Source organism: Nonomuraea sp. NPDC050556 (genome assembly GCF_044457355.1).
GTDB lineage: Bacteria > Actinomycetota > Actinomycetes > Streptosporangiales > Streptosporangiaceae > Nonomuraea.
The window spans coordinates 901670-927869 of sequence record NZ_JBITGU010000002.1 but is presented as its reverse complement, the minus strand read 5'-3'; the positions used below and the strand labels follow the sequence as shown (position 1 = coordinate 927869).

The following is a 26200-nucleotide window of genomic DNA, read 5'->3' as shown; positions in this document are numbered from 1 at the left end:
GCGCTAGTTCACCAGGTGGGCGTAGACGATGACGTTGTCCTTGTAGTGACCGGTCGCCGCGTCGAACTCGCCGCCGCAGGTCACCAGGCGCAACTCCGCCGCGTCCGTTGCCCCGTAGACCTTGTCGGTGGGGAAGGCGTCCTTGTCCACCCGCTCCAGCGAGTCGACGGAGAACGTCGCCGTCGAGGCGTCCTTGCGCTTGACCGAGATCGTGTCGCCCGCCTTGAGGGTGTGCGCCTTGTAGAAGACGGCTGGCTTGCCGTACCCGTCGACATGGCCGAGCAGTACGGCTGCGCCCTGCTCGCCGGGGGTGGGGCGGTGCTTGTACCAGCCGACGAGGTTCGGCTTCGACAGCGGCGGCACCTCGACGCTCTGGTCGGCGTTGAGGCCGACCGGGCTGATCGGTGCGTTCTTGACGCCGATCGCCGGGATCGTCAGGCTCGTCGGCGCCGACTTGCCGAGCGCGTTGACCGCCTCGGTGAACAGCGGCGCGCTTATGGGTGGCGGTGCCTGTACGGTCACCGCTGCCTGTGCGGGCTTCGGCTGGTCACGCAGGCTGCCCGCGATCGCCAGGCCGCCGCAGAACACCAGCGTCGCCGCCACGACGGTGGACATCTCGCGTTTCATCGCTGCTCCCCCTGTTGGAAAGGAGGGGTACGGCTCTCGCCGTACCCCTCCCCGTTACCGACTTCAGCCCTCGTTGACCTTGCGACGGCCGAACAGCGCGGAACCCGCGCCACCGGCGATCAGCAGGCCGCCGAGCGCCACGCCGCCCAGGCTGCTGGTGCCCTCAGCGGCCGGGGCGATGCCGCCACCGGTCGCCGCGCCGCCGAGCGGGGTGTAAGCCGCGCCCTGCGCCGAGTAGCGGGGCCTGACGACGAGCTTCTCGGCGTCCTTCGCACCGTTCACCTCGGCGGTGAACCAGTACTTGCCTGGCTTGGTGCCGGCGGGCACGTGGAACTTCTTGCCGCCCACACCTGCGCGGTTGAGCTTGACGTAGAACTTCTTGCCCTCGGGGTCGGTGATCCTGACCCAGGTGCCGGGCTTGACGTTCTTGGTCGCGACGTAGGCGATGAAGTTGCCGCCCGCGTTGACCCTGTTCGGGTCGAGGTGCAGGTTGATCTTCGCCTTGGCGGCGATGGTCACCTTGGCGTACACCGTCTTGTTCGCCACGGTGGCGGAGACGGTGTAGCGGCCGGGCTTGGTGTCCTTCGGCGCCGTCAGCTTGACGCGGGCGGAGCCGTAGCCGTCGAGCTTGGCGTAGAACTTCTTGCCGCCCGGGTCCTTGAAGGTGACCCAGGTGCCGGGCTTGATGTTCTTGGTGGTCACGCCGGCGAAGTAGCTCTGGCCGGGGGCGACGGTGCCGGGCTCGAGGCGCAGGTTCACGACCGGGGCCGCGACCTCACCCTTGATGGTGACGGTGGTCTCGGCGGAACCGACCCGCTTGCTGTTGGCGTCGGTGAAGACGGCGTACACGGGGTAGGTGCCAGGCGCGACCTTGGGCTTGATGTGGACGATGTCGCTCTGGGTGGCACCCAGGTTGACCTTGGTGATCGCATCGAAGGCAGGCGACGTGATCTCGGCGTCCGACGCCTTGCCCGTGAGGGTCCAACGGACGTAGCCGTCGGCGTCGACGGCGCGCGGGGAGACCGTGATGCCGTACTTGACCGGAACGTCGGCGACGACCTTGAACGTGCCCTGCGCCTTGCCGAAGCGACCGAAGTCGGCGCGCACGTCGTAGGTGCCGACCTTGGCGTCGGCGGGGATCGTCACGTCGAAGGTGGCGCGGCCGAGGCCGTTGCCCATGTCCTTCAGCTGCTTGGTGAACACCTGCGGGAAGGCGTCCGAGCTGACGATGACCTCTCCGGCGTCGAGGTTGCCCACGGCGTCGACGGTGACCGTCTGGCCGGGCTTGAGCTCGTAGGAGCTCATGCCGAGGCGAGGCTCGTTGATCTCGGGACCGGTGACGTCCACCGAGCTGTTGATCGTGCCGCCGTAGTTGCCGAAGTCGGCACTGATGGCGTACTTGTCAGCCTTGGTGGTGCCGGGAACGGCGACGTGCAGACGGGCGGTGCCCCTGCCCTTGCCGGCGTCCTCCAGCGTGACGGTCTTGGACCCGCCGGGGATCAGCTTCGACGTGATGGTGACGGTCTTCGCGCGAAGGTCGCCCCCGACCTGCACGTTGAACTCACCGCCAGCCGGAACCTTCTGGGTGTCGAAGCCGAACGACGGCTTGATCACCTCGGCCTCGTCCTTGGCGACCGTCAGGATCGCACGAGCGTGCGAGCCGTCGGCGAAGTAGGCGTCGACCGGGTGCGAACCCGTGACGTCCGCGACGCGGATGTCGAAGGAGTAGCTCTTGCGACCGGACGGGATGTTGTCGACCCGGTTGGGGTTGGTCGCGTTGGACACGACCTGGGTGATGTCCTCCTTGGTGGAGGTGACGTGCACCCTGATCACCTGGCCGGGCTTGGCGGTCGTGTCGCTGAGGGTGATGGAACCCTCCTGCTTCACTTCCTCCTTGACCGGGGGCTTCGACTCGGACGGCTTCGGCTTGGCCGTCTCCTGCGTCTCCCTGGAGGGCTTGCTGTCCGGAGTCTTCGTGGACTCCGGCTCGGCCGTCTCGGGGGCCTGCGTCTCCGCAGTCTCCGGGGCCTTCAGGTCGGGGGTGGCGGTCTCGGCGGTCAGATCCGAGGGGATCGGCTCGGCGAGCGCGGGACCAGCGGTCAGTACGGCGAGGCCAAGTGCTCCGGCCACCGCGAGGGACTTGTTGAAGCGCATTTTCTCCCAATCGAACAAGACGGCGCGGGGTTCAGGAGACCCCCGTGGCTCGGGAACACGCCGTCTCGCGCTGAGCATCATCTCGCAACAAACGTCACAGAAGTAACTAAAACGGACATAAGCCAAGTTTCTTGACCAATTCATTACGAATGTGCATCAAGAGGGAGTGGCAAGGAGGGTACGGCATCGCCGTAGAGGCTGCTTCGATCAAGCGCTTGCTAGGCCACAAGCTCGCGGGTTAGTCTGCGGCTGCGAATGAGAACAGGTTCCTGTTTATCCCCGCCATGAGGGAGCTCCGATGGGCACGCTCGGTTTCTGGAGGCTGGCACAGGCGGATCCCGAGTGGATCGCGGCCGTCGATCCCGACGGGACGGAACACCGCGCCGGTGACCTGCTCGCCCGCGCCAACCAGCTCGTCCACGCTTTACGCTCCCTTGGCCTGGAGCCCGGCGACGGCATCAGCGGCCTGGTGCCGAACGGCGTCGACGGCCTCGTCCTGTACCTCGCCGCCCTGCAGGCGGGCTGGTACTACACGCCGATCAATTGGCACCTCACCGGCCCCGAGATCGCCTACATCGTGGAGGACAGCGAGGCGAAGGCCTTCTTCGTCCACGAGCGCTACGCGACCGAGGGGGCCAGGGGCGCCGAGGCGATCGAGGGGGCGCGGCGCTTCTCCTTCGGCGCGATCGACGGGTTCACGCCGGTCGAACAGCTCCTCGACGGCCATCCGGCGGACGCGCCCAGCGACCGTACGGCCGGCGCCGCCATGCACTACACCTCGGGCACCACGGGCAAGCCGAAGGGCGTCCGGCGCAAGCTGAGCGGCATGGACCCGGACGACGGCGCCGAGCTGATGACCTTCCTGCTCACGTTGTTCGGCATCACGCCCGGCCAGCCCAACGCGCACCTGGTCACCTCGCCCAACTACCACACGGCCGTCACCCAGTTCGGTGGCACGGCCCTGCACATGGGGCACACGCTCGTCTACATGGACAAGTGGGACGCCGAGGAGACGTTGCGCCTGTGCGACCGTTACCAGGTCACAAACTCGCACATGGTCCCGACGCACTTCAAGCGGTTGCTGGCTCTGCCCGACGAAACACGGAAAAAGTACGACCTGTCATCGCTGAAGTGGATGATTCACGCGGCCGCCCCCTGTCCCGTTCCGGTGAAATGGGCGATGTTCGACTGGTGGGGCGACTGCATCTACGAGTACTACGCGGCCACCGAGGGCGGCGGCACCATCGCCTCGCCCGAGGGCTGGAAGGCGCACCCGGGGACCGTCGGCAGCGCGTGGCCGATCAGCGAGCTGCTCATCGTGGACGACGACATGGAACCCGTTCCCACCGGCACCCCGGGCACGATCTACATGAAGATGATGGGCGTCCAGTTCGAGTACAAGGGCGACCCGGACAAGACGGCCGCCAACCGGCTCAGGGACCACTTCACCGTCGGGGACATCGGCTACCTGGACGCGGACGGCTTCCTGTTCCTGTGCGACCGCAAGGCCGACATGATCATCTCGGGTGGCACGAACATCTACCCGGCCGAGATCGAGAACGAGATCATGATCCACCCCAAGGTGTCCGACGTCGCCGTCTTCGGCATCCCGGACGAGGAGTGGGGCGAGCAGATCAAGGCCATCGTCGAGCCCGCGCCAGGCTCGGATCCTGGACCGGAGCTGGCCGCCGAGATCCTGGCCTCCCTGGAAGGACGGCTGGCGCGGATGAAATGGCCCAAGACGATCGACTTCATCGAGGAGATGCCGCGCGAACCCAACGGCAAGCTCCTCAAGCGCAAGCTGCGCGCGCCGTACTGGGAGGGCCACGACCGTGCCATCTGAGCTCACCGCTGATCATGTCCTGGAATTTCCCGGCGGGTACACCCGCACCACGGGCCCGGTGATCGGCAGGTTCCTCACCGAGTTACGCGACCGGCGCATCTTCGGGGTGCGCACGGCTGAGGGCAGGGTGCTGGTCCCGGCGCTGGAGTACGACCCGGCCACCGGCGAGCCGGTGACCGACGAGTGGGTGGAGGTCGGACCTGCGGGTACGGTCACCGCCTCGGCCTGGGTGGAGACCCCGCGCGAGGAGCATCCCCTGGACCGCCCGTTCTCCTGGGCGCTCATCAAGCTCGACGGCGCGGACACGGCGCTGGTGCACGCGGTGGACGCGAAGGTCCTTCCTCCTGGGACCCGCGTGCGTCCCGTCTGGCGCGAGACAACCCGCGGCCACATCTCCGACATCTCGCACTTCGCCCCCGAAGTCACGAAGATCGTGTCACCGATAAGCACGAAATATCGCCTCAAGGCCGGGCAGTCGCTCACCAAGTTCCTGGAAGCCGTCAAGAACGGATATTTCCTGGGATGCCGGTGCACGACGTGCGACAAGGTCTACGTGCCCTACCGCGCCTCCTGCCCCCAGTGCGGCAACCCGATCACCGACGAGGTCGAGCTGCCGGACACCGGCACGATCACCACGTTCGCCATCAACAACCTGCCCGACCCGCGCGCCCCTGAAGTGCCCTTCGTCAGCGCCTACATCCTGCTCGACGGCGCGGACATCCCCATGATCGCCCTGGTCGGCGGCGTCCCCGCCCATCAGGTACGCCAGGGCATGCGGGTGCGCGCCGAGTGGGTGCCCGAGGAGGACCGGACGCTGTCCATGTCGAACATCAAATGGTTCACCCCGTCGGGTGAGCCGGACGTGGAGCTATAGATGCGTGACGTCGCGATCGTCGCCTTCGCCCAGACCGTGCACAGCGACCACGACACCGGGCTGAACGAGACCGAGCTCATCCTCCCCGTGCTCAACGGGGTGCGCGAGCAGACGGGCCTCACGAAGTTCGGCTTCACCTGCTCGGGCTCGTGTGACTACCTGGCGGGCGCGCCGTTCTCCTTCGTCGCCGCCCTCGACGCGCTCGGCGCGTGGCCGCCGATCTCCGAGAGCCACGTCGAGATGGACGCAGCGTGGGCGCTGTACGAGGCGTGGGTGCGCCTGCAGCACGGCGACATCGACACCGCGCTCGTCTACGGCTTCGGCAAGTCGTCGCTCGGCGACCTGCGCAGCATCATGACGCTGCAGCTCGACCCCTACTACCTGGAGCCGCTCGGCCTCGACCAGCTCTCCTTCGCCGCGCTCCAGGCCTCGGCGCTGGGCGCCGACCAGAAGGAGCTCGCCGAGATCGTCAGGCGCAGCCGTACGGCAGGCAGGGAGAACCCCTACGCGCTCGACCTCGACGACACCGACCCGGACCCGCCCATCACGGACGGCGCGGCGGCCATCGTCCTGGCGGCCGGGGACCGGGCGCGCGAGCTGTGCGAGCGTCCCGCCTACATCAGGGGCATCGCGCACCGGATCGAACCCCACTACCTGGGCATGCGCGACCTCGCCGTGTCGACCTCGGCGGCCGACGCTGGACGGGCGGCCGGAGTCGGCAAGGGGCCCGTCGACGTCGCCGAGCTGCACGCGCAGTTCGCGCACGAGGAGGTCATCCTGCGCCGGGCGCTGGAGCTCCCGCAGGAGACCGCGATCAACCCGTCCGGCGGGCCGCTCGCCGCCAACCCCGTGATGGCCACCGGGCTCATCCGGCTGGGCGAGGCGGCGCGTCCGATCATGGACGGCACGGCCGCCAGGACCGTCGCGCACGCCGCCAGCGGCCCCTGCCTCCAGCACAACCTCGTCGCGGTATTGGAGTCCTGATGGGTAATCGCTGTGCGGTCATCGGGGTCGGGCAGACGTACTACACGACCAAACGCCGCGACGTGTCCATGGCCGGGCTGGTGCGCGAGGCCGCGTTGCGCGCGCTGGAGGACGCCGGGCTGACCTTCAAGGACATCGACGCGGTCGTCATCGGCAAGGCGCCCGACCTGTTCGAGGGCGTGATGATGCCCGAGGCGTACCTGGCGGACGCGCTGGGCGCCGCGGGCAAGCCGATGATGCGCGTGCACACCGCGGGCTCGGTCGGCGGGTCGACCGCGCTGGTCGGCGCTTCGCTGATCCAGGGCGGGGTGCACGAGCGGGTGCTCGTGGTGGCCTACGAGAAGCAGTCGGAGTCGAACGCCACCTGGGCGCTGTCGACGCACCTGCCGTTCGGCACGTCGCTGGTGGTGGGGGCCGGGGGGTATTTCGCGCCGCACATCCGCGAGTACATGCGCCGCTCGGGGGCCCCTTCGCACATCGGGCAACTGGTCGCGGTCAAGGACCGGGAGAACGCGCTCAAGAATCCCTACGCGCACCTCAAGATCCCCGGGATCAACCGGCAGATGGTCGAGGCGACGCCCATGTTGTGGGAGCCGATCCGCTACCTGGAGACGTGCCCGTCGAGTGACGGGGCCTGCGCGATGGTGCTGTCGTCCGAGGCCGCTGTGACGGGGACGCCCGCCTGGGTGCACGGTACGGCGATGCGGTCGGAACCCATCTTCCGTGCCGGGCGGGACACGGTGAGCCCGCAGGGCGGGAAGGACTGCGCGGCGGACGTGTACCGGCAGGCGGGGATCGCCGACCCGCGCCGGGACATCGACGTGGCGGAGGTCTACGTGCCTTTCTCCTGGTATGAGCCGATGTGGCTGGAAAACCTGGGGTTCTGCGCCGAGGGCGAGGGCTGGAAGCTCACCGAGGGGGGTGCGACGGCGTTGTCCGGCGACATCCCATGGAACGCCTCAGGCGGCGTTCTGTCCTCGAACCCGATCGGCGCCTCGGGGTTGATCAGGTTCGCCGAGGCGGCACTGCAGGTGCGGGGGATGGCGGGGGACCACCAGGTGGACGGCGCCAGGACGGCGCTGGGCCACGCGTATGGCGGTGGAGCCCAGTTCTTCGCCATGTGGATCGTCGGCTCCGAAAAACCCTGACCCACCTCAGCCCCCCACCCACCACCCACCTCAGACCCCTACCTCAGACCTCAGCCTCACCCACCCAGACCCACCCGCTCTCCAGGGCGGGATCCGCTCCCCGCCTCCGCCCCCGCCTCCGGCCCCCTGGACTCGACCCCGCCCCCGGCCCCCTGGACCCGACCCGCCCCCCGGGTGGGATCCGTCTTCGGGGGCCCACCCCCCCAACCCCGGGATCCGGGGCCCGACCTCCGAACCCCGGATCCGGGACCCGCACCCCCCACGACCGCCAACCCAAGCCCCCGATCCTCAACCCCTCAACCGCAGACATGCGGCCTCGCCGAGGAGGGCCCTGATGGAGTTCAACCACGCCGATCTGTTCGAGGCGCTCGCGGACACGATCGGCGACCGGGTCGCCATCGTGTGCGGTGACGAGCGCAGGACCTACGCCGAGCTCGACGCCGAGGCCAACCGCCTGGCCCACCACCTCCTGGCCCAGGGCGTCGAGCCCGGACAGCACATCGGGCTGCACCTCTACAACGGTGTCGAGTACGTCGCAGGCCTGCTGGCCGCGCTCAAGATCCGGGCCGTGCCGATCAACGTCAACTACCGCTACGTAGAGGCAGAACTGCTCTACCTCTACAACGACGCCGACCTGGTAGCGCTGATCTACGACGAGGAGTTCGAGGACCGCGTGCAGGCGGTGGCCCCACAGGTGCCCACCCTGAAACACCTGCTCAGCGTAGGCGCCTACCCCCAGGCCATCGCCGCCCAGCCGGACACCCGCGACTTCCCCCCACGCAGCGGCCAGGACATCTACATCATCTACACCGGCGGCACCACCGGCATGCCCAAGGGCGCGATGTGGCACGTGGAGGACCTGTTCATGGCCTTCGGCGGCGGCAACCCGTACGGCGAGCCACGCGAGACCCCCGAGCACGTCATCGAGGAAGCCACCAAGGCCAACCCGATGATCATGATGGCAGCACCCCCGCTGATGCACGGCGCCGCCCAGATGGCCACGTTCATCGCCTGGTGGATGGGCTCAGCCATGGTCTACGTGCGCAAGTTCGACGCCCACGAGGTCTGGCGCACCGTCGAGCGCGAGAAGGTGTTCACGATGAACATCACCGGCGACGCCATGGCCAGACCGCTCGCCGAGGCGCTCGCCGAGCACCCTTACGACGTCTCCTCGCTGTTCGTGGTCAGCTCGACCGGCGCGATCCTGACCGGCGCTGTCCGCGACCGGCTGCAGGAGCTGCTCCCCAACGTCATGATCATGGACAGCTTCGGCTCGACCGAGTCCGGCTACACGGCCTCCGGCCTGTCCGGCTCCTCGCCGGAGAAGGGCCTGCGCTACCAGCCGAACGCCACGGCCAAGCTCGCCGTACTCGACGAGAAGTTACGCCCCGTGGGTCCAGGCGAGCTGGGTACGGTGGCCAAGCCGGGACGCATCGCCTTCGGCTACTACAAGGACCCGGAGAAGAGCGCCAAGACGTTCGTCACCGACGCCGACGGCACCCGCTGGCTGCTCACCGGCGACCTGGCCACCGTGGACGCGGACGGCACGGTCAACATCTTCGGCCGCGGCTCGCAGTGCATCAACACCGGCGGCGAGAAGGTCTTCCCCGAGGAGATCGAGGCGGTGCTCAAGGGCCACCCCGGGGTGTTCGACGCCGTGGTGACCGGCATCCCCGACGAGCGCTGGGGCAGCAGGGTGGCCGCGGTGGTGGAGCCGCGCCCCGGTGCTTCGACGACCATCGAGGAGCTCGACGCGCACTGCAGGGGCCTGCTGTCCGGGTACAAGGTGCCGAGGACCTACGCGTTCGTGGACGAGATGGTCCGCTCACCGGCGGGCAAGGCCGACTACCGGTGGGCGCGCGAGCTAGCTCTTGGACGTGGCCAGGAAGGCGCCGAGCCCCAGGTAGACCAGGCCGCTGGTGACGTCGAGCCGTCGCCTGGCCCGGTCTGACGAGCGCAGCTTCCCGGCCAGCGCCGACGACAGGAAGGCGAAGGCGCCGTCGGACACCATGCCCATCCCGGTGAAGACGGCGCCGAGGAGCAGGATCTGCGGCACGACGGGCGCGCCGGTGTCGACGAACTGCGGAAGGAACGCCAGGAAGAAGATCGCCGTCTTCGGGTTGAGCACGTTGACCACGAAGCCCTCCCAGAACAGGCGGCGCTTGGAGTGCACCTTGAGCTCCACGAGGTCGCCGCCGTCCTTGCGCAGCAACGCGCGCACGCCGAGGTAGACCAGGTAGGCGACGCCGAGGTACTTCACGATCGTGAACGCAGTGGCCGAGGCGGCCAGCAGCGCGCTGATCCCCAGGGCCGCCGCCAGGACGTGGACGAGCGTGCCCAGGTGGATCCCCAGCACCGAGACCAGCCCGGCGCCCCTGCCTTGCGCGACGCTCCTGGTGACGATGTAGACGACGGCTGGACCGGGAACCAGGAGCAGGGCGAGGGTGGCTGCGCAGAACAGCGCGAGCGTTGAGAGATCCGGCATACCGCCCATATTAGGGACGCACTCAAGGGGTTTTAGAACCCTCCGGCCCCTCTTTGGGGCTCTCGATGTGAGGCGTCCTTCTGTTGCGTGCTTTCAGTGGAGGGCGTCCAGGAGGGCCGCGGTCGCCGGGGGGTCCGGCGGGTCGCCGTAGACCGCGGCGTAGACGTGGCGGGTGGAGCCGGGCAGTTCGACGGTGTGCACCGCCGGGTTGCGGTGGGCGCGCAGGGCCAGGCCGGGCAGGACCGTCAGGCCCATGCCCGCCGCCACCAGCGCCTGCACCGCCACGATGTCGTCGCTGGTGAAGCTGATCAACGGCTCGTACCCGGCGCGGGAACACATGTCGAGCAGGTGGCTCCTGCACCGGTCGCACCCGGCGATCCACGACGACTCCTCGTGGTCGGCCAGGTCGGCCGAGGTCTCGTCGGGCGAGACCAGGTAGCTGGGGTCGTCGAAGAGGGGGATCGTCCTGATGTCGCCGTCCTCGGGCGCCGTGTCGTCGTAGCGGAAGATCACCGCGACGTCCACCCGCCCGGCGCGCAGCAGGCGGAGCGCCTCGGGGGGCTCGGTCTCGGTGAGGTTCAGCCGCAGCCCTGGATGGTCCAGCGCCAGGCGCTTGGCGGCCTCGGGGACGAAGGTGCCCAGCGCCGAGGGGAAGGCGGCCAGCCGTACCCGGCCAGAACGCAGGCCCACGTGCGCGGCGAGCTCGTCGGAGGCGGCGTCGAGCCGCGTGATGATCTCGGCGGCCCGGTCGGCGAGCAGCCGGCCCGCCTCGGTCAGCCGGATGCCGCGCCCGGCCCGCTGGATCAGCTTGGCGCCGGTCTCGGCTTCGAGGCGCGAGAGGTGGTGGCTGACGGACGGCTGGGCGTAGTGGAGCTCCTTGGCCGCGGCGGTCAGCGAGCCGGTCCTGGCGACCGCCACGAGGACGCGGAGCCGTACAACATCAAGCATATCTATAGATAACCCCGAATACTTCTGTTGGACCTATGGATCGAACCATAGCAGGGTGGTCATATGAACATGACTGCCACGTTGACCAGGCCGGGGCTTGCTGAGATCGTCTCCGGCGTTGCCGAGATCGTGAAGCGCGGCCTGCCCGGACGGGAGACGGCGTTCGCCGTCGCGGACATGTTGCGCGACAACCTGCCGACGCTCGACATCCTCACCGACGAGGAGCGGAACGGCGTGCCCGGTAGTTACCTGTCGTTCCCGTTGTACACGCAGGAGGAGTTCTCCGTCGTGGCCGTGGTGTGGCAGCCGGGCAGCGAGACGGTGATCCACGATCACCTGGCGTGGTGTGCGTTCGGGGTGCTGAGCGGGGTGGAGCACGAGACGCTCTACCGCGACATGGGCGACCATCTGGTGGAGATCGGGCGTGCCGCCAACAAGCCGGGCGAGGTCAGCGGGTTCGCGCCGCCCGGGGACATCCACATGGTGCGCAACACCAGCGACGAGATCGGCGTCTCGCTGCACGTCTACGGCGCGGACGTGAGCGCGACGGGCAGCAGCGTGCGCCGCGTGTACGAGCTGCCCGTCCGCTAGGTCAGCGGGACTGCAGCGCGTCGAGCGCGACGGCCATGGCGATCACGAGGCGGCGGTCGACGCGGGGGTCGCGGATGTCGACGACGTAGCGGTCGCGCAGGCCCCACTTCTTGTCGACGGAGAAGGCGTCGCCGAAGTCGAAGTGGTAGGGGAGCCAGGACAGGGAGTCGACGAACCTGCGCAGGAGCGCGATCGGCATGCTGCGTTCCTGGCCGGTGACCGTGCCGAGGCCGGGCTGTTCTAGGTGCCAGGTGGAGCGGACGAGGGACTGGCCGAAGTTCTTGCGGAACATGCCGATGGGGCGGCCTGACTCGTCGGTGACGTCGTAGCCGCTGCCGAGGTCGATGACGTTGCGTGCCTTGAAGGCGGCGAGCGGGCGTTGTCTGGACTCGTCGGTGAAGAGGGTGACCTGCTCTTTGAGGGTCATGCGCTTCTGCTCGGCGAAGGCGACCATGGGGCCTTCCGAGCCGTCGGGGTTCTCAGTGTGTACGACGTATCGGTTCACCATCATGGTGACCTTCTGGCGGACCAGAAGGCGGGTTTGCGAGTGTAAATCCATAACAAACCATTGTGTACGGCTTCGCCGGGGTTCGCGCCAACCGCCGTCGTGGGTGGTCGTCTGTCCAGGGTGACGGTCATCGGGCGCGTGGCTCCTCGCCGTCACGGCGCATTCCCTCCGCTTCCCGTGGTCGCCGGGTTGGGCGCCGCACACGTCGCGCCGGGCGCCGCCGTACGGGGTGCTCGCCGTACCGGCGCTGGGAGGTGCTCCCGGCGGGTTGCCGGGAGCACCGAACCGCCCAGACCACACCCTCTAGGGCCCGCCCCCTTGAGCCCGCCCCCAGAAGGGTCCGCCCCTCAGGAGGGGGCCGTCCCTGACGTGGGGATCTTCCCTTGGGGTTCTAGGGTCCTTTGTGGTTTGGGTCCTTGGGGGTGAGGCTCTTTGGGGGCGGGTTAGGAGACGCCTGCTCGGGTGGGTGAGGTGGTGGTTGCGGCCAGCTTGGCGGCGTTCCTGTCGGGGATGCCCGTCAGGTCGAAGGCGTAGGTGGCCGTAGCGTTGGCGATGGAGTCCGAGTTGAAGTCCAGCGCCGTCATGTTGATGTTGGCGAGCGTGTCGCACGCCTCGTGGTAGCACTGGTCGAACGCGACGCCTGCCGTACCGCCATAACGGGCCGCCTGCGCGGCGGTCTTGACGACCTCGGCGCCGGTGAAGATGCCACCGGCAGGAATGCCGACCTCGATGAACGCGCCGTAGTCCGAGCGCCCGTTGAAGTCGGTGCCCTCGAACTGCAGGTTCTTCTTGGTGTAGAACTTCTCCAGCGTCTTCTCGATGGCGTCCGATCCGGGCGGCCCGGCGGGCGAGCCCACGGCGTCCGAGTCGTCCCCGTCGTACAGGAAGTTGCCGTAGTTCGGCGAGGCGACCATGTCGAAGTTCATGTACAGCCGGATCTTGTCCCGCTCGGCCTGCGAGAGGCCCTTCACGTACTGGTCGGACCCGAGCAGCCCCAGCTCCTCAGCCCCCCAGAACGCGAAGCGCACCCGGTTCTTGACCGGGAAGAGGCTCATCTGCAGCGCCGTCTCCAGGATCGCCGCCGAGCCGGAGCCGTTGTCGTTGATGCCCGGCCCCTCGGGGACGCTGTCGAGGTGCGCGCCGACCATGACGACCTCGTTCGGGTTGCCGAACAGGCTGTCGGCGATCACGTTCTTGGCCTTGCCCGTCACGGTCTTGGTCGTCGCCTTGATGTGCACGACCGCACCAGGCGAGGAGGCCAGCTCGTTGCCCACGGTGAAGCTGGCGAAGAAGACGGGGAAGCCGTAACGCCACTCGCCGATGTCGAAGACGAACGGGTCGGTCCTGCCTGGCTGGCCCTCGTTGAAGAAGATCACGCCACCCGCACCGGCGGCCTTGGCGTTGTCGGCCTTCTGCACGAACGGGCAGGTGCCGCGCTGGATCAGCGCGATGTTCCCAGCGGGGAAGCCGGCGAAGTCGGCGGCCGCGCACCCGGCGTGCGCGCTGGGCGTGGGTGAGGGCGGCAGCACGGTCGGACCGACCACGGTGATCGGCGCGGTGACGTCGCCGCTGCCCGAGGACTGCACGGTGACGAAGTCGGTCGGCACCGTGTAGGTCTTGGGCGTCGGCGACACCTGCTCGAAGACCGGTGGCGCCAGCTCTTCCCAGCTGATGGGGAACTCGACGTCGGTGTAGCTGACCCGGTAACCCGCCCTGCGCAACTTGTCGCCCACGTAGGCGACCGAGGCGTCGTAGCCGGGGGTGCCGACGGCCCGCGTGCCCCCGTTGGCGTCGGCGATCTGCTGGAGTTTTGTGAGGTGCTTGCGGACGTTGTCGGGCTTGACGGCCTTGGTGAGGATGTGCGCGAACGCATCGGAGACGGGGCTGGCCTGAGCAGGCACAGCCGAGGCTAAAGGCACCGCCAAGGCTGCCAGCACCGCGACTGCGCGAAGCATGTGACGCCGCATACATGTCCCTTCGTTTGGGTCCGAATCGGAAGGTAACCCGCCAAGCCCGCCAACCGCTAGGCCTATTGACATGATCCCGTCACTGGCACTACTAAATGCATTTAGTAAGTCATCAGGGACCGGAGGACATGTGTCGGGAGAATCGGGAACCCCACCCACCATTGCCGATGTCGCCCGCCTGGCCGGGGTCTCCAAGGGCGCCGTGTCCCTGGCGCTCAACGACAAACCGGGCGTGAGCGACGAGACCCGGCAGCGCATCAAGCTGGCCGCCGCGTCGCTCAACTGGCGTCCGAGCATCCACGCCAGGGCCATGCTCAGGTCCAGGGCGTTCGCCGTCGGCCTGATCCTGGCGCGCGACCCGCGCCAGCTGGCCGTCGACCCGTTCTTCGCCGGGTTCCTCGGCGGTGTCGAGACCGTGCTCGCGGGCAGCGGCTCCGTCCTCGTCCTCCAGGTCGTCGGGGAGGACGCCGAGGTGGAGGCCGAGTGCTACCGCCGGCTGGTGACCGAGCGGCGCATCGACGGCGCCTTCCTGCTCGACATCCGCGCCGACGACCAGCGGCCAGCCCTGCTGGGCGAGCTCGGCCTCGCCACCGTCGCCGTCGGCCCGGCCACCGCCGACTTCGGCGGGCTGCCCGCCGTGGGCGTGCGCGACGGCGACGGCATCGCCGCCGCCGTCGACCACCTCGTACGGCTCGGCCACCGGAAGATCGCGTTCGTCGAGGGCGCCCCCGCCTACGCGCACTCCGCCTCCCGCCTGGAGGCGTGGCGCGCGACGATGGCGGCCAACGGGCTGCCTGCCGTACTGCATGACGCCGGGCACTTCACCGGCGACGGCGGCGCGGCGGCGACCAGGCGGCTGCTCGTCCACCAGCCGACCGCGATCGTCTACGCCAGCGACCTGATGGCCATCGCGGGCATGTCGGTGGCCCGCGAGGCGGGGCTGAGCCTGCCCGGCGACCTGTCCATCACCGGGTTCGACGACAACCCGGAGGCGGCGCACCTGCACCCGCCGCTGACCACCGTCCGCCAGGACCCGGTGTCGATCGGGGCGTCAGCGGCCGAGCTGCTGCTGGCCCAGATCGACGGCAACGAGACCCGGCCGGAGACCCCTTCACCCCAGCTGATCGTGCGTGCCTCGACGGCACCCCCCAACCGTTAGGAATCTCCATGAATCGGCGTGCATTTCTCACCGGCATCGCCGGTGTCGGCGGCCTGGCCGCGCTCGGCGCCTGCTCCGGCGGCACGAGCAGCGGCTCCAGCCCCGCCACCAGCGGTGGCGGCAAGGGTGCTGCCAGCATCGTCCACTGGGACCAGATGGTCGCCCAGGAGTCCTGGATCAAGAAGGAGATCGAGCTCTTCCAGGCCGCCCACCCGAGCGCGATGATCAAGCGGCAGATCCAGCAGAGCGGCGACCTGGAGAAGGTCATCGACCTGGCCTTCCGCGGCGGCAACGCCCCGGATGTCTTCATGGTCCCCAACGGCAAGCTCGACGACTACATCGAGGCCGGCCAGGTGCTGTCCCTGGAGAAGTACGCCACGCTCGACTGGCAGAAGACCTTCCCGCCCTACTCCTTCGTCGACGGCGTCAACGCCGCAGACGGCAAGATCTACTCCGCGCCGTACACGGGCAACTCGCCCTGGCTGCAGCTCTACATCAACAACAAGGTCTTCAAGGACGCCGGGCTGGTCGAGGCCGACGGCACCGTGAAGATCCCGAAGACGTGGGCGGAGGTCACGCTCTTCGCCGAGCAGATCACCAAGAAGAGCAACGGCAGCGTCCACGGGATCGGCTTCGGCAACAGCGCCTTCGCCATGATCCCCTGGTGGGCCGAGCTCTTCACGGCCTGCGCGGGCATCCCGACCTCGACGGCCGGCGGGTTCCCCGGCGGCATGGACCCGCGCACCGGCAAGTTCACCTTCCGCTCGGAGCGGATCCTCACCGACTTCCTCCAGCTCTTCCAGGAGTGGAAGAACAAGGGCTTCATCTTCCCGCAGGCGCTCAGCATCGACGACGAGATCGCCCGCCAGCACTTCGCCCGCGGCAAGTTCGGCATGACGGTCGGCGGCGTGTGGAACCAGGTCGGCTGGAGCGAGCTCGGCTTCACCGACTACTCGCTCACCTCGCTCATCACCCCGGACGGGCAGCAGAAGAGCTCCTTTTACCACGGCGCCACCAGCTACAGCCTGGCCATCTCGGCCACCACCAAGAACCCGGACGAGGCGTTCGAGTGGTTCAGGTGGTGGACGGGCAAGGACGCGGGCGCGCGCTACGTCCAGGAGCTCAAGGGCGGGATCTCGGTGCACCCCGAGGCCAACGACGCCAGCAAGGTGGACTTCCCGCCGTTCGCCGCCTTCGTGGAGACCACCAAGCTGATCATCCCCGGCCCCCACCCCGCGCTGCGCAACCCGGCCATGGTCAACGTGGCGCCCAAGGCGGTCCTGCCCGACTTCAACGCCATCACCACCGGCTACTACAACGGGCAGATCAAGGACCTCAACTCCGCGCTGGCCGAGCTGGGGGAGAAGGAGGAGAAGTCCTTCGTCGACGCCCTGGAGAAGGCGCAGAAGAAGGGACACAAGGTCAGCAAGGACGACTACGTCTTCGCCGACTGGGACCTGATGCAGCCCTACAAGTGGGACATCCCCGAGTACATCCAGCCCAAGTGATGTCCAAGATCCGCGAGAACCGCTGGTCGTACATCTACCTGGCGCCCTTCGTCGTGCTCACGGCGGTGTTCACGATCTACCCGATCTTCGCCTCGCTCGGGTACACGTTCTACGACTGGAACGGCCTCGGGGACCCCACCGACTTCATCGGCCTGGACAACTTCCGCGCGGTGATCGCCGACGAGTTCTTCTGGAACTCCTTCAAGAACGCCGCGATCTACACCGTCGTCCTGGTCCCCGTGCAGCTCGCGCTGGCGCTCGCGCTGGCCCTGCTGCTCAACAACCCCAAGCTGCGCAGCCGCACGTTCTACCGGGCTCTCTACTTCCTACCCGCGATCACCTCGATCGCGATCGTCGGCATCGTGCTGAAGCTGATGCTCGCCAACTTCAGCGACACCATCAGCACGCCCTTCCAGGCGATGGGGCTGACCGACCAGCCGATCGACTTCCTGAGCAACCCGAACCTCGTGCTCTGGGTGGTCATCGCGATCGGCATCTGGAACACGCTCGGCTACAACATGATCTACTTCCTGGCCGGGCTGCAGACCATCCCGAAGGAGCACTACGAGGCGGCCCAGATCGACGGCGCCGGTCGGTGGGCGCTGTTCAGACACGTCACGATTCCCGGGCTGCGCGCGGTCGGCCTGGTCATCCTGTTCCTGTCGATCCTGGGCAGCCTCCAGGTCTTCGACCTGGTCATGGTGCTGACCGGCGGCGGGCCGTACTACGCGTCGGAAGTGGTCAACACCTACATCTACCACCAGGCGTTCGGCGGCAGCCTCGGCGGCGGCGCGTCCGCTGCCGAGCCCAACGTCGGCTACGCCTCGGCCGCCTCGTTCTTCTTCGGCCTCATCCTGCTGGTGCTGACCCTGGGCCAGCTCCTGTCGATGCGCGCGATGCGTAGAAGGAGGGCCGCGTGAAGCGCGCGATGACCCACGTGATGCTGCTCGGCTTCGGCTTCGCCTACGTCTATCCCTTCCTCTGGGCGGTGGGCAGCTCGCTGAAGACGCCGATGGACTTCCTGGACACCGGGCTCGGCCTCACCCCGCCGACCGTGCGATGGGAGAACTACGCCGACGCCTGGGAGAAGGCCAGCTTCGGCACGTACTTCCTGAACACCGTGATCATCGCGGGGTGCACGGTGCTGTTCACGCTGCTCTTCACCGCGATGGCCGGGTACGCCCTGGCCAGGCAGACCTTCCCCGGCAGGAAGACGCTGATGGCGGTCATCGCGGTCACCTTCCTGCTGCCGCACGGCTACACGATCATCCCGGTGTTCGACCTGGTGAAGGCGCTCGGGCTGCTCAACACGCTCTGGTCGGTGGTGCTCGTCCAGGTCGGCGGCGGGCTGGTGTTCGGCACGTTCATGTTCATGGCGTACTTCGCCGCCATGCCGCGCGAGCTGGAGGAGGCGGCCAGGGTCGACGGGGCCGGGTACAACGTGGTGTTCTTCCGAGTGATGTTGCCCCTGGCCAAGCCCATGGCCGCCACGCTGGGCCTGTTCACCTTCATCAGCTCGTGGAACAACTTCTTCCTGCCGCTGGTGTTCACGCTGGGCAAGCCGGAGCTGCGCACGCTCGGCGTGGGCCTCTACGCCTTCACCAGCGAGACCTCCACCAAGTGGACCCTGCTGTGCGCGGGGGCGATCATCTCGCTGGCCCCGATCGTGATCATCTTCGTGGTCGCCCAGCGCTACATCGTGGACGCCATCGCGGGCGCCGTGAAGGCCTGACGCGCCTCCTCACCTGGAACCCCGGGTGTGGAGATCGGCGGCAAGGACGTCGTCTCGCACCACCTGGACGACGTGTGCGGCGCGCTCGACCGGGGCGAGCCGGTGACGCCTGACCTGGACGCCGTCCGGCACGGGCAGGTGCGGCAGGTCCTGGAGCGGGTGCCCGACGGGCGGCCCGCCGTACTGGCTGGGGACTTCAACACCGTCGCCCACCTGGGGTGGGCACCGCATCGACCACATCTTCGCGGGGTCTCGAGGTCCCAGCCGCGCCGCCCTGGTGGCCGACCTCAGGCTCCCGTGAGGCCGTCGATCTGCTCGCGCAGGAAGTCCGCGTGGCCGGTGTGGCGGGCGTACTCGCCGATCACGTGCTGGTAGATCAGGCGCAGCGAATACTCCTCATCGTTGTGAACGAACCGGTCGTCAAGTGACGCCTCCGCCACCGCCTCGTCGGCCAGTCGCATCTCCTCGATGAGGAGCGCGTACTCCCGCTCGGCGTCCTCGGGCGCGACCTCGTCGAAGTCGATGTCCTTGCCCGCGTGCAGGGGAGCGACGGGCTGGCCGGCGAACCTGATGCGGAACCAGGTCCGCTCGACCTTGGCCATGTGCCGGATCAGCCCGAGCAACGACATGGCCGACGGCGGCACCGACCGCTGGGCGAGCTGCTCCCCGGTCAGCCCCGCGAACTTCATCAACATCGACTCGCGAAACCAGGTCAGGTACCCCTGGAGCATCTCCCGCTCCTGAGCTACCAGCGACCCTTCCCTGCGGTCGACCTCCGGAGCAATCCAGGTCATAACAGTCATCCGGCCATTATGGCGACGTCTGCTTCAGCTTCCGCCAGCCGCCCGCTCGGTTGTTCGCGATGATCTGCCGGAACATCGCCAGCAGGGCGGGCTTGTTGATCTCCTCGCCCTCCTTGAAGGCGACCGTACGGGCCGTCTTGTTGCCGTGCCCGGCCGTGATGATCCCCTCGGGGTCGGGGACGATCGCGCCGTCGTACATGAAGATGTTCACATGGTCCTTGGCGGCCAGGAACGCGCAGATGTTGCCCTTCAGCACGAAGTACGGCTGGCGGGTGCGCTTGATGGTCTCCTCGACCTCGGGATCCGCCTCGTGCACGAGCGCCCGCACCTCCTGGCAGATGTCCCGCTGCCAGGAGGGCAGGGCGTCGATGTAGTCGTCCACTCGCTGATCTCTCATGTCTCCTCCTTTTATAGGAGACGTAGAAACCAGCGCGGATTATTCGACTTCCTTGCGCCGCATACTTTCCTTGATCGCCTCCAGGCGCGCCGCGCCCTCGACGTCGATCGCCGCCCGCTCGACCTCGATCATGCGCGCCTCCACCGAGTTCGAGCTCAGCTCGGCCTCACCCAGCGCCCTGGCGTACCGCTTCTCGATCTTCTCGCGCACCTGGTCCATGGTCGGCGTCTCGCCCTGCGGGGTGAGGCCGGTCAGGTCGCCCATCGCCTTGTTGAGCTGCTCCTGCATCTTGGCCTGGTCGAGCTGCGACAGCAGCCGCATCCGCTCGGCGATCTTCTTCTGCAGGGCCATCGCGTTGTTCTCGACCGCCGCCCGCGCCTGCGCCGAGGCCTGCTTGGCGTGGCCGTGCATGGTCTTCATGTCCTCCATCGCGGTCTCGGCCGCGACCAGCCTGGAGGCGAACGCCTTGGCCGAGTCCTCGTAGGAGGCCGCCTTCTGGGCGTCGCCCGCCGTACTCGCCTGCTCTGCCAGCATGATCGCCTGCCGGGCGTTGGCCTGCAGCTTCTCGGCCTCCTCGATCGCCCTGGCGTACTTCATCTCCAGCTCGCGCTCGTTGCCGATCACCGCCGCCGCCTGCTGGGTCAGCCGCTGGTGCTGCTCCTTGGCCTCCTGGATGGCCTGCTCGATCTGGATACGCGGGTCGGACAGCTCGTCGAGCCTGCCCGACAGGGCCGCGACGATGTAACGCCAGGCCCGGCGAATGACCTTCAGCATGGGGGCTCCTATTGGTCCAACGCTCTGCGCGTGATCTCTTCGGTTTCGTGCAGGCCCTGCCTGATGCCTTCGAGCTCGCCCGCCAGCTCGTCCAGGGCCTTCGTACGCTCCAGCGAACCGGTCGCCGACATCGCCGACAGCTCCACCACCCGGGCGACCAGCCCTTCGAGTCCGAGCGTGCCGGACTCCAGCCTGGCGATGAGCCTGGCCCTGGTGCTGGAGAGCCGCTCGAAGACCTCGCGCTGGGAGTTCAGCGACGCCAGCGAGCGGTCGAGCTCGGCCGCCACCTCGGGCGTGGCCATGCGGCGCTGGTGCTGCAGCCGGTCGTGCTCGTTCTGCAGGAAGCCGGGGTTGAGCCTGCCGAGCGCGGTCCCGGTCTGCGAGGCGTGCTCGGCCAGCCGTTGCAGCGTGGCCATGGCGTCGTCGGCCTTGGGCCGCATCAGCACGACCCGCTCGGCGATCGGGCCCTCGGCCATCGCCGCGCTCATGTCGGCGAACGCCTCGGCGGCGATCGTCGCCCTGCGCATCCAGTCGGCCTCGCTGCTGCCCGGGGTGACCCGCAGCTGTGGTTTAGGTTTGCGCTGGAACGTGGCGATTCCGGCCTTCGTCAGCCATACGGCGACGCCGACGAAGGCCGCGCCGGCCGGGTGCACGCTGACGGCCCACGCGGCGCCTCCGGCGGTCGCGCCCAGGAGCAATCCCCAGGGATCGCGTAGCTCATCGGTGAATCGGGACATTAGAAGTTGCTTACCACCGCTGTGAACACCTGGTCGATACTTCCAGGTTTGCGGGAATCGTAAGCCGCCGCGTTGGTCGTCTGCGAGATCTGCTTGAGAATATCCAGGTCAGCGTCCTCGCCATAGGCGATCGTGAACAGCCTGACGGTGTCCGCGCCCTGCTCCTTGCGCAGCTCGGGCAGCAGGTTGTCCAGCGAGATGCTGTTGTTGTCCTCGTTCTTGCCGTCGGTCAGGAAGACCACCGCGTTGATCGCGTCACCGCTCTGCGACTTGAGAACCTCCTGGTAGGCGGCCAGCGCGGTGTCGTAGAGGCCGGTGCCGCCCTCGGGGACCAGGTCCTCGATACGCTGGCGCAGGTCGGTGGCGTGCTCCTTGGTCATCGGCGCCATGGGGGACAGGCCCAGGTAGTCCTTGTCACCGTCGCGCTTGAGCGAGAACAGCCAGAGCCCGACCTTGTCGTTCTTGCCGAACTGCGGCAACGCGTTGATCGCCGCCTGCTGGGCCAGTTGCAGCTTGTTCTTGCCTGTGTCCGGCACGTCGGCGCCCATCGAGCCCGAGGTGTCGATCACCATGAGGACGTTGGCGGGCTTGCGGAGCTCCGCCCAGCTCTGCAGCACCTTGTCCAGCACGTTCGGCGCGGGCGGGTTGAGGGTGATGGCCGGTTCCTTGGGGAGCAGGCCGTTCTCCTGGGTGATCAGCTTGCCCGTCTTGCCGTCGAACGAGCGGAAGGCGAAGTCGGCGAACTGCTCCTGCTGCTGTGGCTGCTGGAGGTGCTTGAGGAAGTCGGCCGCCACGGCCTTCTTCGCCGGGTCCACGTCGTTGAGCACCGCGAAGGGGTTGTCGCTGAGGAACGTGCCCTCCTTCGGGTAGATCGCCACCAGCGGGACCTTGGGCTTGGGGTGCTTGTTCAGCGTCTTCGGGTCGCCCGTGGGGTTGCCCTGGTTGTAGTCCCAGACCGACTTCTCCTCGACGGTGACGGCGGAGATGTAGGTCAGGCCCGCGCCCGCGTCGTCGGCGCGCTGCAGGTTCGACAGGAACGTCAGCGTCGTGTCGCCGTAGTGCACGATCGAGCGCTCCACGCCCTGGACGAACGTGCGCACCTTCGGATCGGCGACGTTCTTCTCCGACAGGTCGCCGGACAGGCCGGTCGCGGCGACGTACGCGCCGATCGTGGCGTTGAGTCCGCTGGTGGAGAAGTTGGGGTTCGTCTTGCCGAGGCGGAACTTGCCCCACTCCGGGTGACCGTACTTCGCCCAGCCCTTCGGGTCGTCCGACAGGTCCAGGACGTCGCTCCAGCCGATCTTCTTGGACGGCCAGCCGAGCGCCTCGGCCATCGGCTTCGGCATGGCGAGGACCAGGGGCGTCCTGGCGATGGAGGGGTTGTCGTCGGCGATGAGCGCCGGTTTGTCGGCGGCGGCCAGGCGCTGGCGCAGCAGGTTGAGCCAGTTGCTGCTCGCCGGGGTCCAGACGTCCGGCCTGGGGCCGTCCTTGTTGGCGTCCCATCCGGCGGCGGCAAGGGCGACCATGGCGCCGCTGGCCCTGGACTCGATGACGACGTCGGCGCAGCGGCCGTTGACCTTGGTGCCGTTGTAGGCGTTGGCGATCTTACGCAGCAGCTCGGCCTTCTCCGACGAGGCGGCGATGAGGAGCTGGGTGCCGTCGTTGCCGCAGGCCAGGCGTTTGGTTTCGTCCGGCTTGGATGGTTCGTCGCTGGTCATGCCGAACAGGATGCGGAGGCCGACGATCAGGGCGCCGGCCAGGATGATGGCGATGATGAAGGGGGCGAAACTGCGTCGCCGCCGAGCCTGTGGATACAACCGGCCTCCCCGTGTCGCTACTTAATCGACGAACAGGGCATCGCTGAAGTTGCAGCCCCCCAGGGGGGATTCGCTCAAACGTCGCGAATCGTTTCAAGGCGCGCCAGGATTCGTGCTACATCGCCCCGCTCGCCGTACGCCAGGGGGGTGCCTACGGACGTTCTCAGGTGGGTGGCTTGCTCGAGAAGCTCAACCGCCTTCCCCCGAAGCGCAGCCACCGAGGGGCGCCCCTCCCTCGGCGGTGCGTCCACCGTCTGATACCCCTCCCTCTGCGGTGCGTCCCCCGCCTGGCGCCCCTTCCTTTGGGGCGCGTCCACCGTCTCGCGCCCCTTTCTCCGAGGTGCTTGGTGTTCATGGGCCGCTTTCTCTCCAGGCCCGGCCACTCCTTGGGCTCCATCCACCGCCCCCAGAGCTTCGGAGCTCTCCAGGTGGGATGCCTCCGCTTGCGGTGCCGTCACTTCCTGCGGGTGCTCGGCCGCTTCGCTTGCTTCCTGGCCGTGTGGGGATGTGATTCGCGGGTGCACGGGGTTGGTGGTTGTCGCGAGGTGGTGGGCCGCGAGGCTGTACGCGCCCGCCAACCCCTCCAAGGCCAGAGCGATCGCCCGCGGTGAGCCCGTGGCCTCCGCCTGAGCGTGGCCTTCGAGCTGCAACGCCAGCGCCGCCTCCGCATCACCCCGCTGCTCAGCGACGAAACCCAGCTCCGCCAGGATGAACGCCGTCCCCGCAGCACCCTTCACCTCACCCAACCACCCCAGCCACGCGCGCAACCGATGCTCCGCCTCATCGAGCCTGCCCTGCCGCCTGGCCAGCAGTCCCAGCCCCACCTCGGCGAACTCCTGCCCCGACCGATAGGACTGCTCCGCGGCCAGCTTGGCCGCCCGGTGATGAAGCTCCTCAGCGCGCGGATAGTCACCACGCAACATGGCCACCCTGCCAAGATTCGCCAGCGTGAAGGACACCTTGGTCCACAGCCCAAGCTCCTCGGCCAGCCGGAGCGCATCGGTGCGCAGGCTCTCGGCCCGCTCGTAGTCGCCGGTGATCTCAGCGAGCGCGCTCAACCCCTCAGCGGCCTCCACCTGCCCCCAGGCGTCACTCATCTCCCGGAACATACCCAGCGCCCGCTCGGCATCGCGTCTCGCGGCAGCCAGATCCCCGCGCGCCATAACCAGCCTGGCCCTCGTACTCAGCGCAGCGGCGATGGTCCAGGGGTCGTCGCTGCTCTGGATTACGGCGTCCACCCGCTCCTCATGAACGGCGAAGTCCCCATAGGCCCAGCGCACATGCGCCAGAAACCACTCACCCCGAGGATCCCCCACCGCCTCGTCAACCACTTCCCCCAGCGCCCCCCGAATCCCCGCCAACCACCCCAAAACCCCAACCCGCAACCCTGCACCGCCAGTGCCCCCAGCAAGGGAGACGGCCTCCCCAACCTCGTGCCCTGCGCCGACGGCGTCCGCAGCGTCGTGCCTTGCGCCGACGGCGTCCCCAGCGGCTTGCTCCTCGTCCGCGGTGGGCCGCTCACTCAGCGAGGCAGCTCCCTCTCGCGTGGCGCCTTCCTCGGACGTGGCGGCCCTTCTGTGACGGGCGACGCCGTCGGGGACAGCGACCTCGTCGGGCGCAAGGGCACCCTCGTGAGTGGTGGCCTCGTGATGGGGCTGATCGCCGGGTGCGGTGGCCGTCTCACGCTGGGCGTTCCCCTTCGCGGCCTCCTCGTGGGTGCCCGTCGGCTCGCCCCGTGTGGTGGTGCCTGCGGGACGGGCAGCGGCTGCGGTGTGGGTGGGCTGGTCGTCGGATCCACTGCCGCGGGTCGTCGTTTGTCCCTCGTGGGGGGTGTTCAGGGCGATGGCGAGGGAGCGGCGGGCTTCGCTGAGGCGGCCGCGGAGGAACCAGTACCAGGAAAGGGCTGCCACCAGGCGCAGGGCGAGATCCGCTGGGGCGCCGTCCAGGGCCAGGCGGAGGTTGGGGGACTCCGCGTCGAGTCTGGCCAGCCACCTGCGCTGGTCCGGGCCGCGGAGTTCGCGCTCGGCGCGTTCGGCCAGGTCCACGTAATAGGCGCGGTGGCGTTCTCGCAGCCGGTCGTCGGTGGTTACGTGCTCCATGCAGTAGGCGGCCACCGATTCGAGGAGCCGGTACCTCGGGGCGTCGGCGTTGTGGACCACGGTGACCAGGGATCTGTCGACCAGCTGGGCCAGCGGGGCGGCCGCGTCGAAGCCGCTCACGGCGGAGGCCGCCTCCAGGGTGCAGCCGTCGGCGTGTACGGCCAGGCGGCGCAGGACCAGGCGTTCCTCCTCGTCCAGGAGCTCCCAGCTCCAGTCGATCACCGACCAGAGGGTGCGCTGGCGGGCGGGGGCGTCTCTGGCTCCGGCGCCGAGCATGCGGAACCGGTCGTCCAGCCGTGCGGCCACCTCGCGTACGCCGAGGGCGCGGACCCTGGTCGCGGCCAGTTCCAGAGCCAGGGGGATGCCGTCGAGGCGTCGGCAGATCACCGCTACGGCCTCGTCGTCGAGTGCGATCCCGGGCGCCGACGCGTGCACCCGGGTTACGAACAGCTCGACGGCGCTACTCGTCGGCCGGGCGCCGTCTGGCCCGCTCGGCGTTGCGTCACCGGCTGCCCGCGGGTTGGTTGTTGCGGCTTGGTGGAAGCCGTCGCGCTCCGGTGGCTCGCTGGGCAGGGTGAGAGGGGGGACCAGCCAGAGGTGTTCGCCGGTGAGCCTGAGGGGTTCGCGGGAGGTCGCGAGCACTCGGGCGTCGGGTGCGGCTGCCAGCAACATCCCGACGAAGTCGGCTGCCTCGTCGATCACGTGCTCGCAGTTGTCCAGCACCAGCAACGCCCCCCGCCCACGCAACGCCCCCGCCACCCGCCCCGCCAACGCCTGCGCATCAGCCGCCTCGCGCAACCCGCCCGACGCCTGCCCATCGGCCGACACCCTCGAAGTGCCTGAGGTCCGTGAGTTGCCCGATGGCTGAGGTCCAGGCCCATCGAGGTCGTCTCGAAGGCCAAGAACCGCTGCGACCGCTTCGGCAACACGACCCGAGGCGACGTGGGCCGAGGCGACGTGGGCCGAGGCGACGTGGGCCGAGGCGACGTGGGCCGAGGCGACGTGGGCCGAGGCGACGTGGGCCGAGGCGACGTGGGCCGAGGCG

At 68.5% G+C, this 26200-nt stretch carries 23 protein-coding genes; 10 read left to right on the top strand and 13 right to left on the bottom strand.

Going from position 1 to position 26200, the window contains the following annotated elements:
- Window positions 1-3: 3 nt before the first annotated feature.
- Both ACIBG8_RS22425 and ACIBG8_RS22420 read right to left on the bottom strand, forming a co-directional pair.
- Window positions 4-627 carry a class F sortase gene (locus ACIBG8_RS22425; RefSeq protein ID WP_397344816.1) on the bottom strand — a complete coding sequence of 208 codons (624 nt, stop codon included), beginning with the start codon at window positions 625-627 and terminating at the stop codon, window positions 4-6.
- Window positions 628-690: 63 nt separating this feature from the next.
- Window positions 691-2781, bottom strand: coding sequence for a hypothetical protein (locus ACIBG8_RS22420; protein ID WP_397344815.1), 2091 nt, complete (start codon window positions 2779-2781; stop codon window positions 691-693).
- A gap of 298 nt (window positions 2782-3079) precedes the next feature.
- Here ACIBG8_RS22420 and ACIBG8_RS22415 point away from each other — a divergent pair, with 298 nt between their 5' ends.
- From ACIBG8_RS22415 to ACIBG8_RS22395, 5 genes are all read left to right on the top strand, one after another.
- A complete protein-coding gene (locus ACIBG8_RS22415) occupies window positions 3080-4624 on the top strand; it encodes an acyl-CoA synthetase (protein WP_397344814.1) in 1545 nt (514 codons plus the stop codon).
- Window positions 4614-5498: a Zn-ribbon domain-containing OB-fold protein gene (locus ACIBG8_RS22410; protein WP_397344813.1), complete on the top strand. Its 885-nt coding sequence runs from the start codon at window positions 4614-4616 to the stop codon at window positions 5496-5498. Before ACIBG8_RS22415 ends, ACIBG8_RS22410 begins: the two co-directional genes overlap by 11 nt.
- Entirely contained in the window at window positions 5499-6482 is a 984-nt protein-coding gene (locus ACIBG8_RS22405) for a thiolase domain-containing protein (RefSeq protein ID WP_397344812.1), read from the top strand. It begins immediately after the preceding gene.
- A complete protein-coding gene (locus ACIBG8_RS22400; RefSeq protein WP_397344811.1) occupies window positions 6482-7630 on the top strand; it encodes a thiolase domain-containing protein in 1149 nt (382 codons plus the stop codon). The genes ACIBG8_RS22405 and ACIBG8_RS22400 overlap by 1 nt, the downstream gene beginning before the upstream one ends.
- Window positions 7631-7964: 334 nt before the next feature.
- Window positions 7965-9581 carry an acyl-CoA synthetase gene (locus tag ACIBG8_RS22395; protein ID WP_397344810.1) on the top strand — a complete coding sequence of 539 codons (1617 nt, stop codon included), beginning with the start codon at window positions 7965-7967 and terminating at the stop codon, window positions 9579-9581.
- Here the strand turns inward: ACIBG8_RS22395 and ACIBG8_RS22390 are convergent.
- Both ACIBG8_RS22390 and ACIBG8_RS22385 read right to left on the bottom strand, forming a co-directional pair.
- On the bottom strand, window positions 9495-10115 hold the full coding sequence (locus ACIBG8_RS22390) for a LysE family translocator (RefSeq protein WP_397344809.1): 621 nt from the start codon (window positions 10113-10115) through the stop codon (window positions 9495-9497). The genes ACIBG8_RS22395 and ACIBG8_RS22390 overlap by 87 nt on opposite strands.
- A 93-nt stretch (window positions 10116-10208) precedes the next feature.
- On the bottom strand, window positions 10209-11063 hold the full coding sequence (locus ACIBG8_RS22385; RefSeq protein WP_397344808.1) for a LysR family transcriptional regulator: 855 nt from the start codon (window positions 11061-11063) through the stop codon (window positions 10209-10211).
- Window positions 11064-11126: 63 nt separating this feature from the next.
- On the opposite strand from ACIBG8_RS22385, the gene ACIBG8_RS22380 reads away from it, so the two are divergent.
- A complete protein-coding gene (locus ACIBG8_RS22380) occupies window positions 11127-11654 on the top strand; it encodes a cysteine dioxygenase (RefSeq protein WP_397344807.1) in 528 nt (175 codons plus the stop codon).
- A 1-nt stretch (window position 11655) separates the two neighbouring features.
- On the opposite strand, the gene ACIBG8_RS22375 is transcribed toward ACIBG8_RS22380, so the two are convergent.
- Entirely contained in the window at window positions 11656-12165 is a 510-nt protein-coding gene (locus tag ACIBG8_RS22375) for a hypothetical protein (protein ID WP_397344806.1), read from the bottom strand.
- Between the two features lie 440 nt (window positions 12166-12605).
- Window positions 12606-14117, bottom strand: a complete 1512-nt coding sequence (locus ACIBG8_RS22370; RefSeq protein ID WP_397344805.1) for a M28 family peptidase — start codon at window positions 14115-14117, stop codon at window positions 12606-12608.
- Window positions 14118-14259: 142 nt separating this feature from the next.
- On the opposite strand from ACIBG8_RS22370, the gene ACIBG8_RS22365 reads away from it, so the two are divergent.
- From ACIBG8_RS22365 to ACIBG8_RS22350, 4 genes are read left to right on the top strand one after another with little or no spacing between them, the layout of a single operon-like run.
- On the top strand, window positions 14260-15288 hold the full coding sequence (locus ACIBG8_RS22365) for a LacI family DNA-binding transcriptional regulator (RefSeq protein ID WP_397344804.1): 1029 nt from the start codon (window positions 14260-14262) through the stop codon (window positions 15286-15288).
- Window positions 15289-15296: 8 nt separating this feature from the next.
- Window positions 15297-16796 carry an ABC transporter substrate-binding protein gene (locus ACIBG8_RS22360; RefSeq protein ID WP_397344803.1) on the top strand — a complete coding sequence of 500 codons (1500 nt, stop codon included), beginning with the start codon at window positions 15297-15299 and terminating at the stop codon, window positions 16794-16796.
- The gene (locus tag ACIBG8_RS22355) at window positions 16796-17716 is read left to right on the top strand and encodes a carbohydrate ABC transporter permease (RefSeq protein ID WP_397344802.1); all 921 of its coding nucleotides are present in this window, start codon (window positions 16796-16798) and stop codon (window positions 17714-17716) included. Before ACIBG8_RS22360 ends, ACIBG8_RS22355 begins: the two co-directional genes overlap by 1 nt.
- The gene (locus ACIBG8_RS22350; RefSeq protein WP_397344801.1) at window positions 17713-18528 is read left to right on the top strand and encodes a carbohydrate ABC transporter permease; all 816 of its coding nucleotides are present in this window, start codon (window positions 17713-17715) and stop codon (window positions 18526-18528) included. The genes ACIBG8_RS22355 and ACIBG8_RS22350 overlap by 4 nt, the downstream gene beginning before the upstream one ends.
- A gap of 9 nt (window positions 18529-18537) precedes the next feature.
- Here the strand turns inward: ACIBG8_RS22350 and ACIBG8_RS22345 are convergent, their stop codons facing one another.
- The 7 genes from ACIBG8_RS22345 to ACIBG8_RS22315 form a co-directional block, all read right to left on the bottom strand.
- Complete coding sequence (locus ACIBG8_RS22345; RefSeq protein ID WP_397344800.1) at window positions 18538-18759, bottom strand: hypothetical protein; 222 nt, start codon at window positions 18757-18759, stop codon at window positions 18538-18540.
- Between the two features lie 56 nt (window positions 18760-18815).
- Window positions 18816-19331, bottom strand: coding sequence for a DinB family protein (locus ACIBG8_RS22340; protein ID WP_397344798.1), 516 nt, complete (start codon window positions 19329-19331; stop codon window positions 18816-18818).
- A gap of 7 nt (window positions 19332-19338) precedes the next feature.
- Window positions 19339-19728, bottom strand: a complete 390-nt coding sequence (locus ACIBG8_RS22335) for a DUF1801 domain-containing protein (protein ID WP_397344797.1) — start codon at window positions 19726-19728, stop codon at window positions 19339-19341.
- A gap of 39 nt (window positions 19729-19767) precedes the next feature.
- The gene (locus ACIBG8_RS22330) at window positions 19768-20502 is read right to left on the bottom strand and encodes a PspA/IM30 family protein (protein WP_397344795.1); all 735 of its coding nucleotides are present in this window, start codon (window positions 20500-20502) and stop codon (window positions 19768-19770) included.
- An 8-nt stretch (window positions 20503-20510) separates the two neighbouring features.
- Window positions 20511-21239 (bottom strand): hypothetical protein, encoded by a 729-nt coding sequence (locus ACIBG8_RS22325; protein WP_397344794.1) that lies wholly within the window; start codon window positions 21237-21239, stop codon window positions 20511-20513.
- Window positions 21239-23056 (bottom strand): extracellular solute-binding protein, encoded by a 1818-nt coding sequence (locus ACIBG8_RS22320; protein WP_397344793.1) that lies wholly within the window; start codon window positions 23054-23056, stop codon window positions 21239-21241. The genes ACIBG8_RS22325 and ACIBG8_RS22320 overlap by 1 nt, the downstream gene beginning before the upstream one ends.
- A 74-nt stretch (window positions 23057-23130) precedes the next feature.
- Window positions 23131-26200: ATP-binding protein (locus ACIBG8_RS22315; RefSeq protein ID WP_397344792.1), on the bottom strand; the 3070-nt coding region annotated here is incomplete at its 5' end.

Bases quoted from the DNA above. Each gene is read 5' to 3' on its own strand.
- ACIBG8_RS22370 (WP_397344805.1), bottom strand. From the start codon at position 14,117: ATGCTTCGCGCAGTCGCGGTGCTGGCAGCCTTGGCGGTGCCTTTAGCC.
- ACIBG8_RS22335 (WP_397344797.1), bottom strand. From the start codon at position 19,728: ATGAGAGATCAGCGAGTGGACGACTACATCGACGCCCTGCCCTCCTGG.
- ACIBG8_RS22340 (WP_397344798.1), bottom strand. From the start codon at position 19,331: ATGACTGTTATGACCTGGATTGCTCCGGAGGTCGACCGCAGGGAAGGG.
- ACIBG8_RS22425 (WP_397344816.1), bottom strand. From the start codon at position 627: ATGAAACGCGAGATGTCCACCGTCGTGGCGGCGACGCTGGTGTTCTGC.
- ACIBG8_RS22400 (WP_397344811.1), top strand. From the start codon at position 6,482: ATGGGTAATCGCTGTGCGGTCATCGGGGTCGGGCAGACGTACTACACG.
- ACIBG8_RS22415 (WP_397344814.1), top strand. From the start codon at position 3,080: ATGGGCACGCTCGGTTTCTGGAGGCTGGCACAGGCGGATCCCGAGTGG.
- ACIBG8_RS22385 (WP_397344808.1), bottom strand. From the start codon at position 11,063: ATGCTTGATGTTGTACGGCTCCGCGTCCTCGTGGCGGTCGCCAGGACC.
- ACIBG8_RS22380 (WP_397344807.1), top strand. From the start codon at position 11,127: ATGAACATGACTGCCACGTTGACCAGGCCGGGGCTTGCTGAGATCGTC.
- ACIBG8_RS22420 (WP_397344815.1), bottom strand. From the start codon at position 2,781: ATGCGCTTCAACAAGTCCCTCGCGGTGGCCGGAGCACTTGGCCTCGCC.
- ACIBG8_RS22375 (WP_397344806.1), bottom strand. From the start codon at position 12,165: ATGATGGTGAACCGATACGTCGTACACACTGAGAACCCCGACGGCTCG.
- ACIBG8_RS22330 (WP_397344795.1), bottom strand. From the start codon at position 20,502: ATGCTGAAGGTCATTCGCCGGGCCTGGCGTTACATCGTCGCGGCCCTG.
- ACIBG8_RS22325 (WP_397344794.1), bottom strand. From the start codon at position 21,239: ATGTCCCGATTCACCGATGAGCTACGCGATCCCTGGGGATTGCTCCTG.
- ACIBG8_RS22395 (WP_397344810.1), top strand. From the start codon at position 7,965: ATGGAGTTCAACCACGCCGATCTGTTCGAGGCGCTCGCGGACACGATC.
- ACIBG8_RS22390 (WP_397344809.1), bottom strand. From the start codon at position 10,115: ATGCCGGATCTCTCAACGCTCGCGCTGTTCTGCGCAGCCACCCTCGCC.
- ACIBG8_RS22360 (WP_397344803.1), top strand. From the start codon at position 15,297: ATGAATCGGCGTGCATTTCTCACCGGCATCGCCGGTGTCGGCGGCCTG.
- ACIBG8_RS22345 (WP_397344800.1), bottom strand. From the start codon at position 18,759: ATGCGGTGCCCACCCCAGGTGGGCGACGGTGTTGAAGTCCCCAGCCAG.
- ACIBG8_RS22355 (WP_397344802.1), top strand. From the start codon at position 16,796: ATGTCCAAGATCCGCGAGAACCGCTGGTCGTACATCTACCTGGCGCCC.
- ACIBG8_RS22405 (WP_397344812.1), top strand. From the start codon at position 5,499: ATGCGTGACGTCGCGATCGTCGCCTTCGCCCAGACCGTGCACAGCGAC.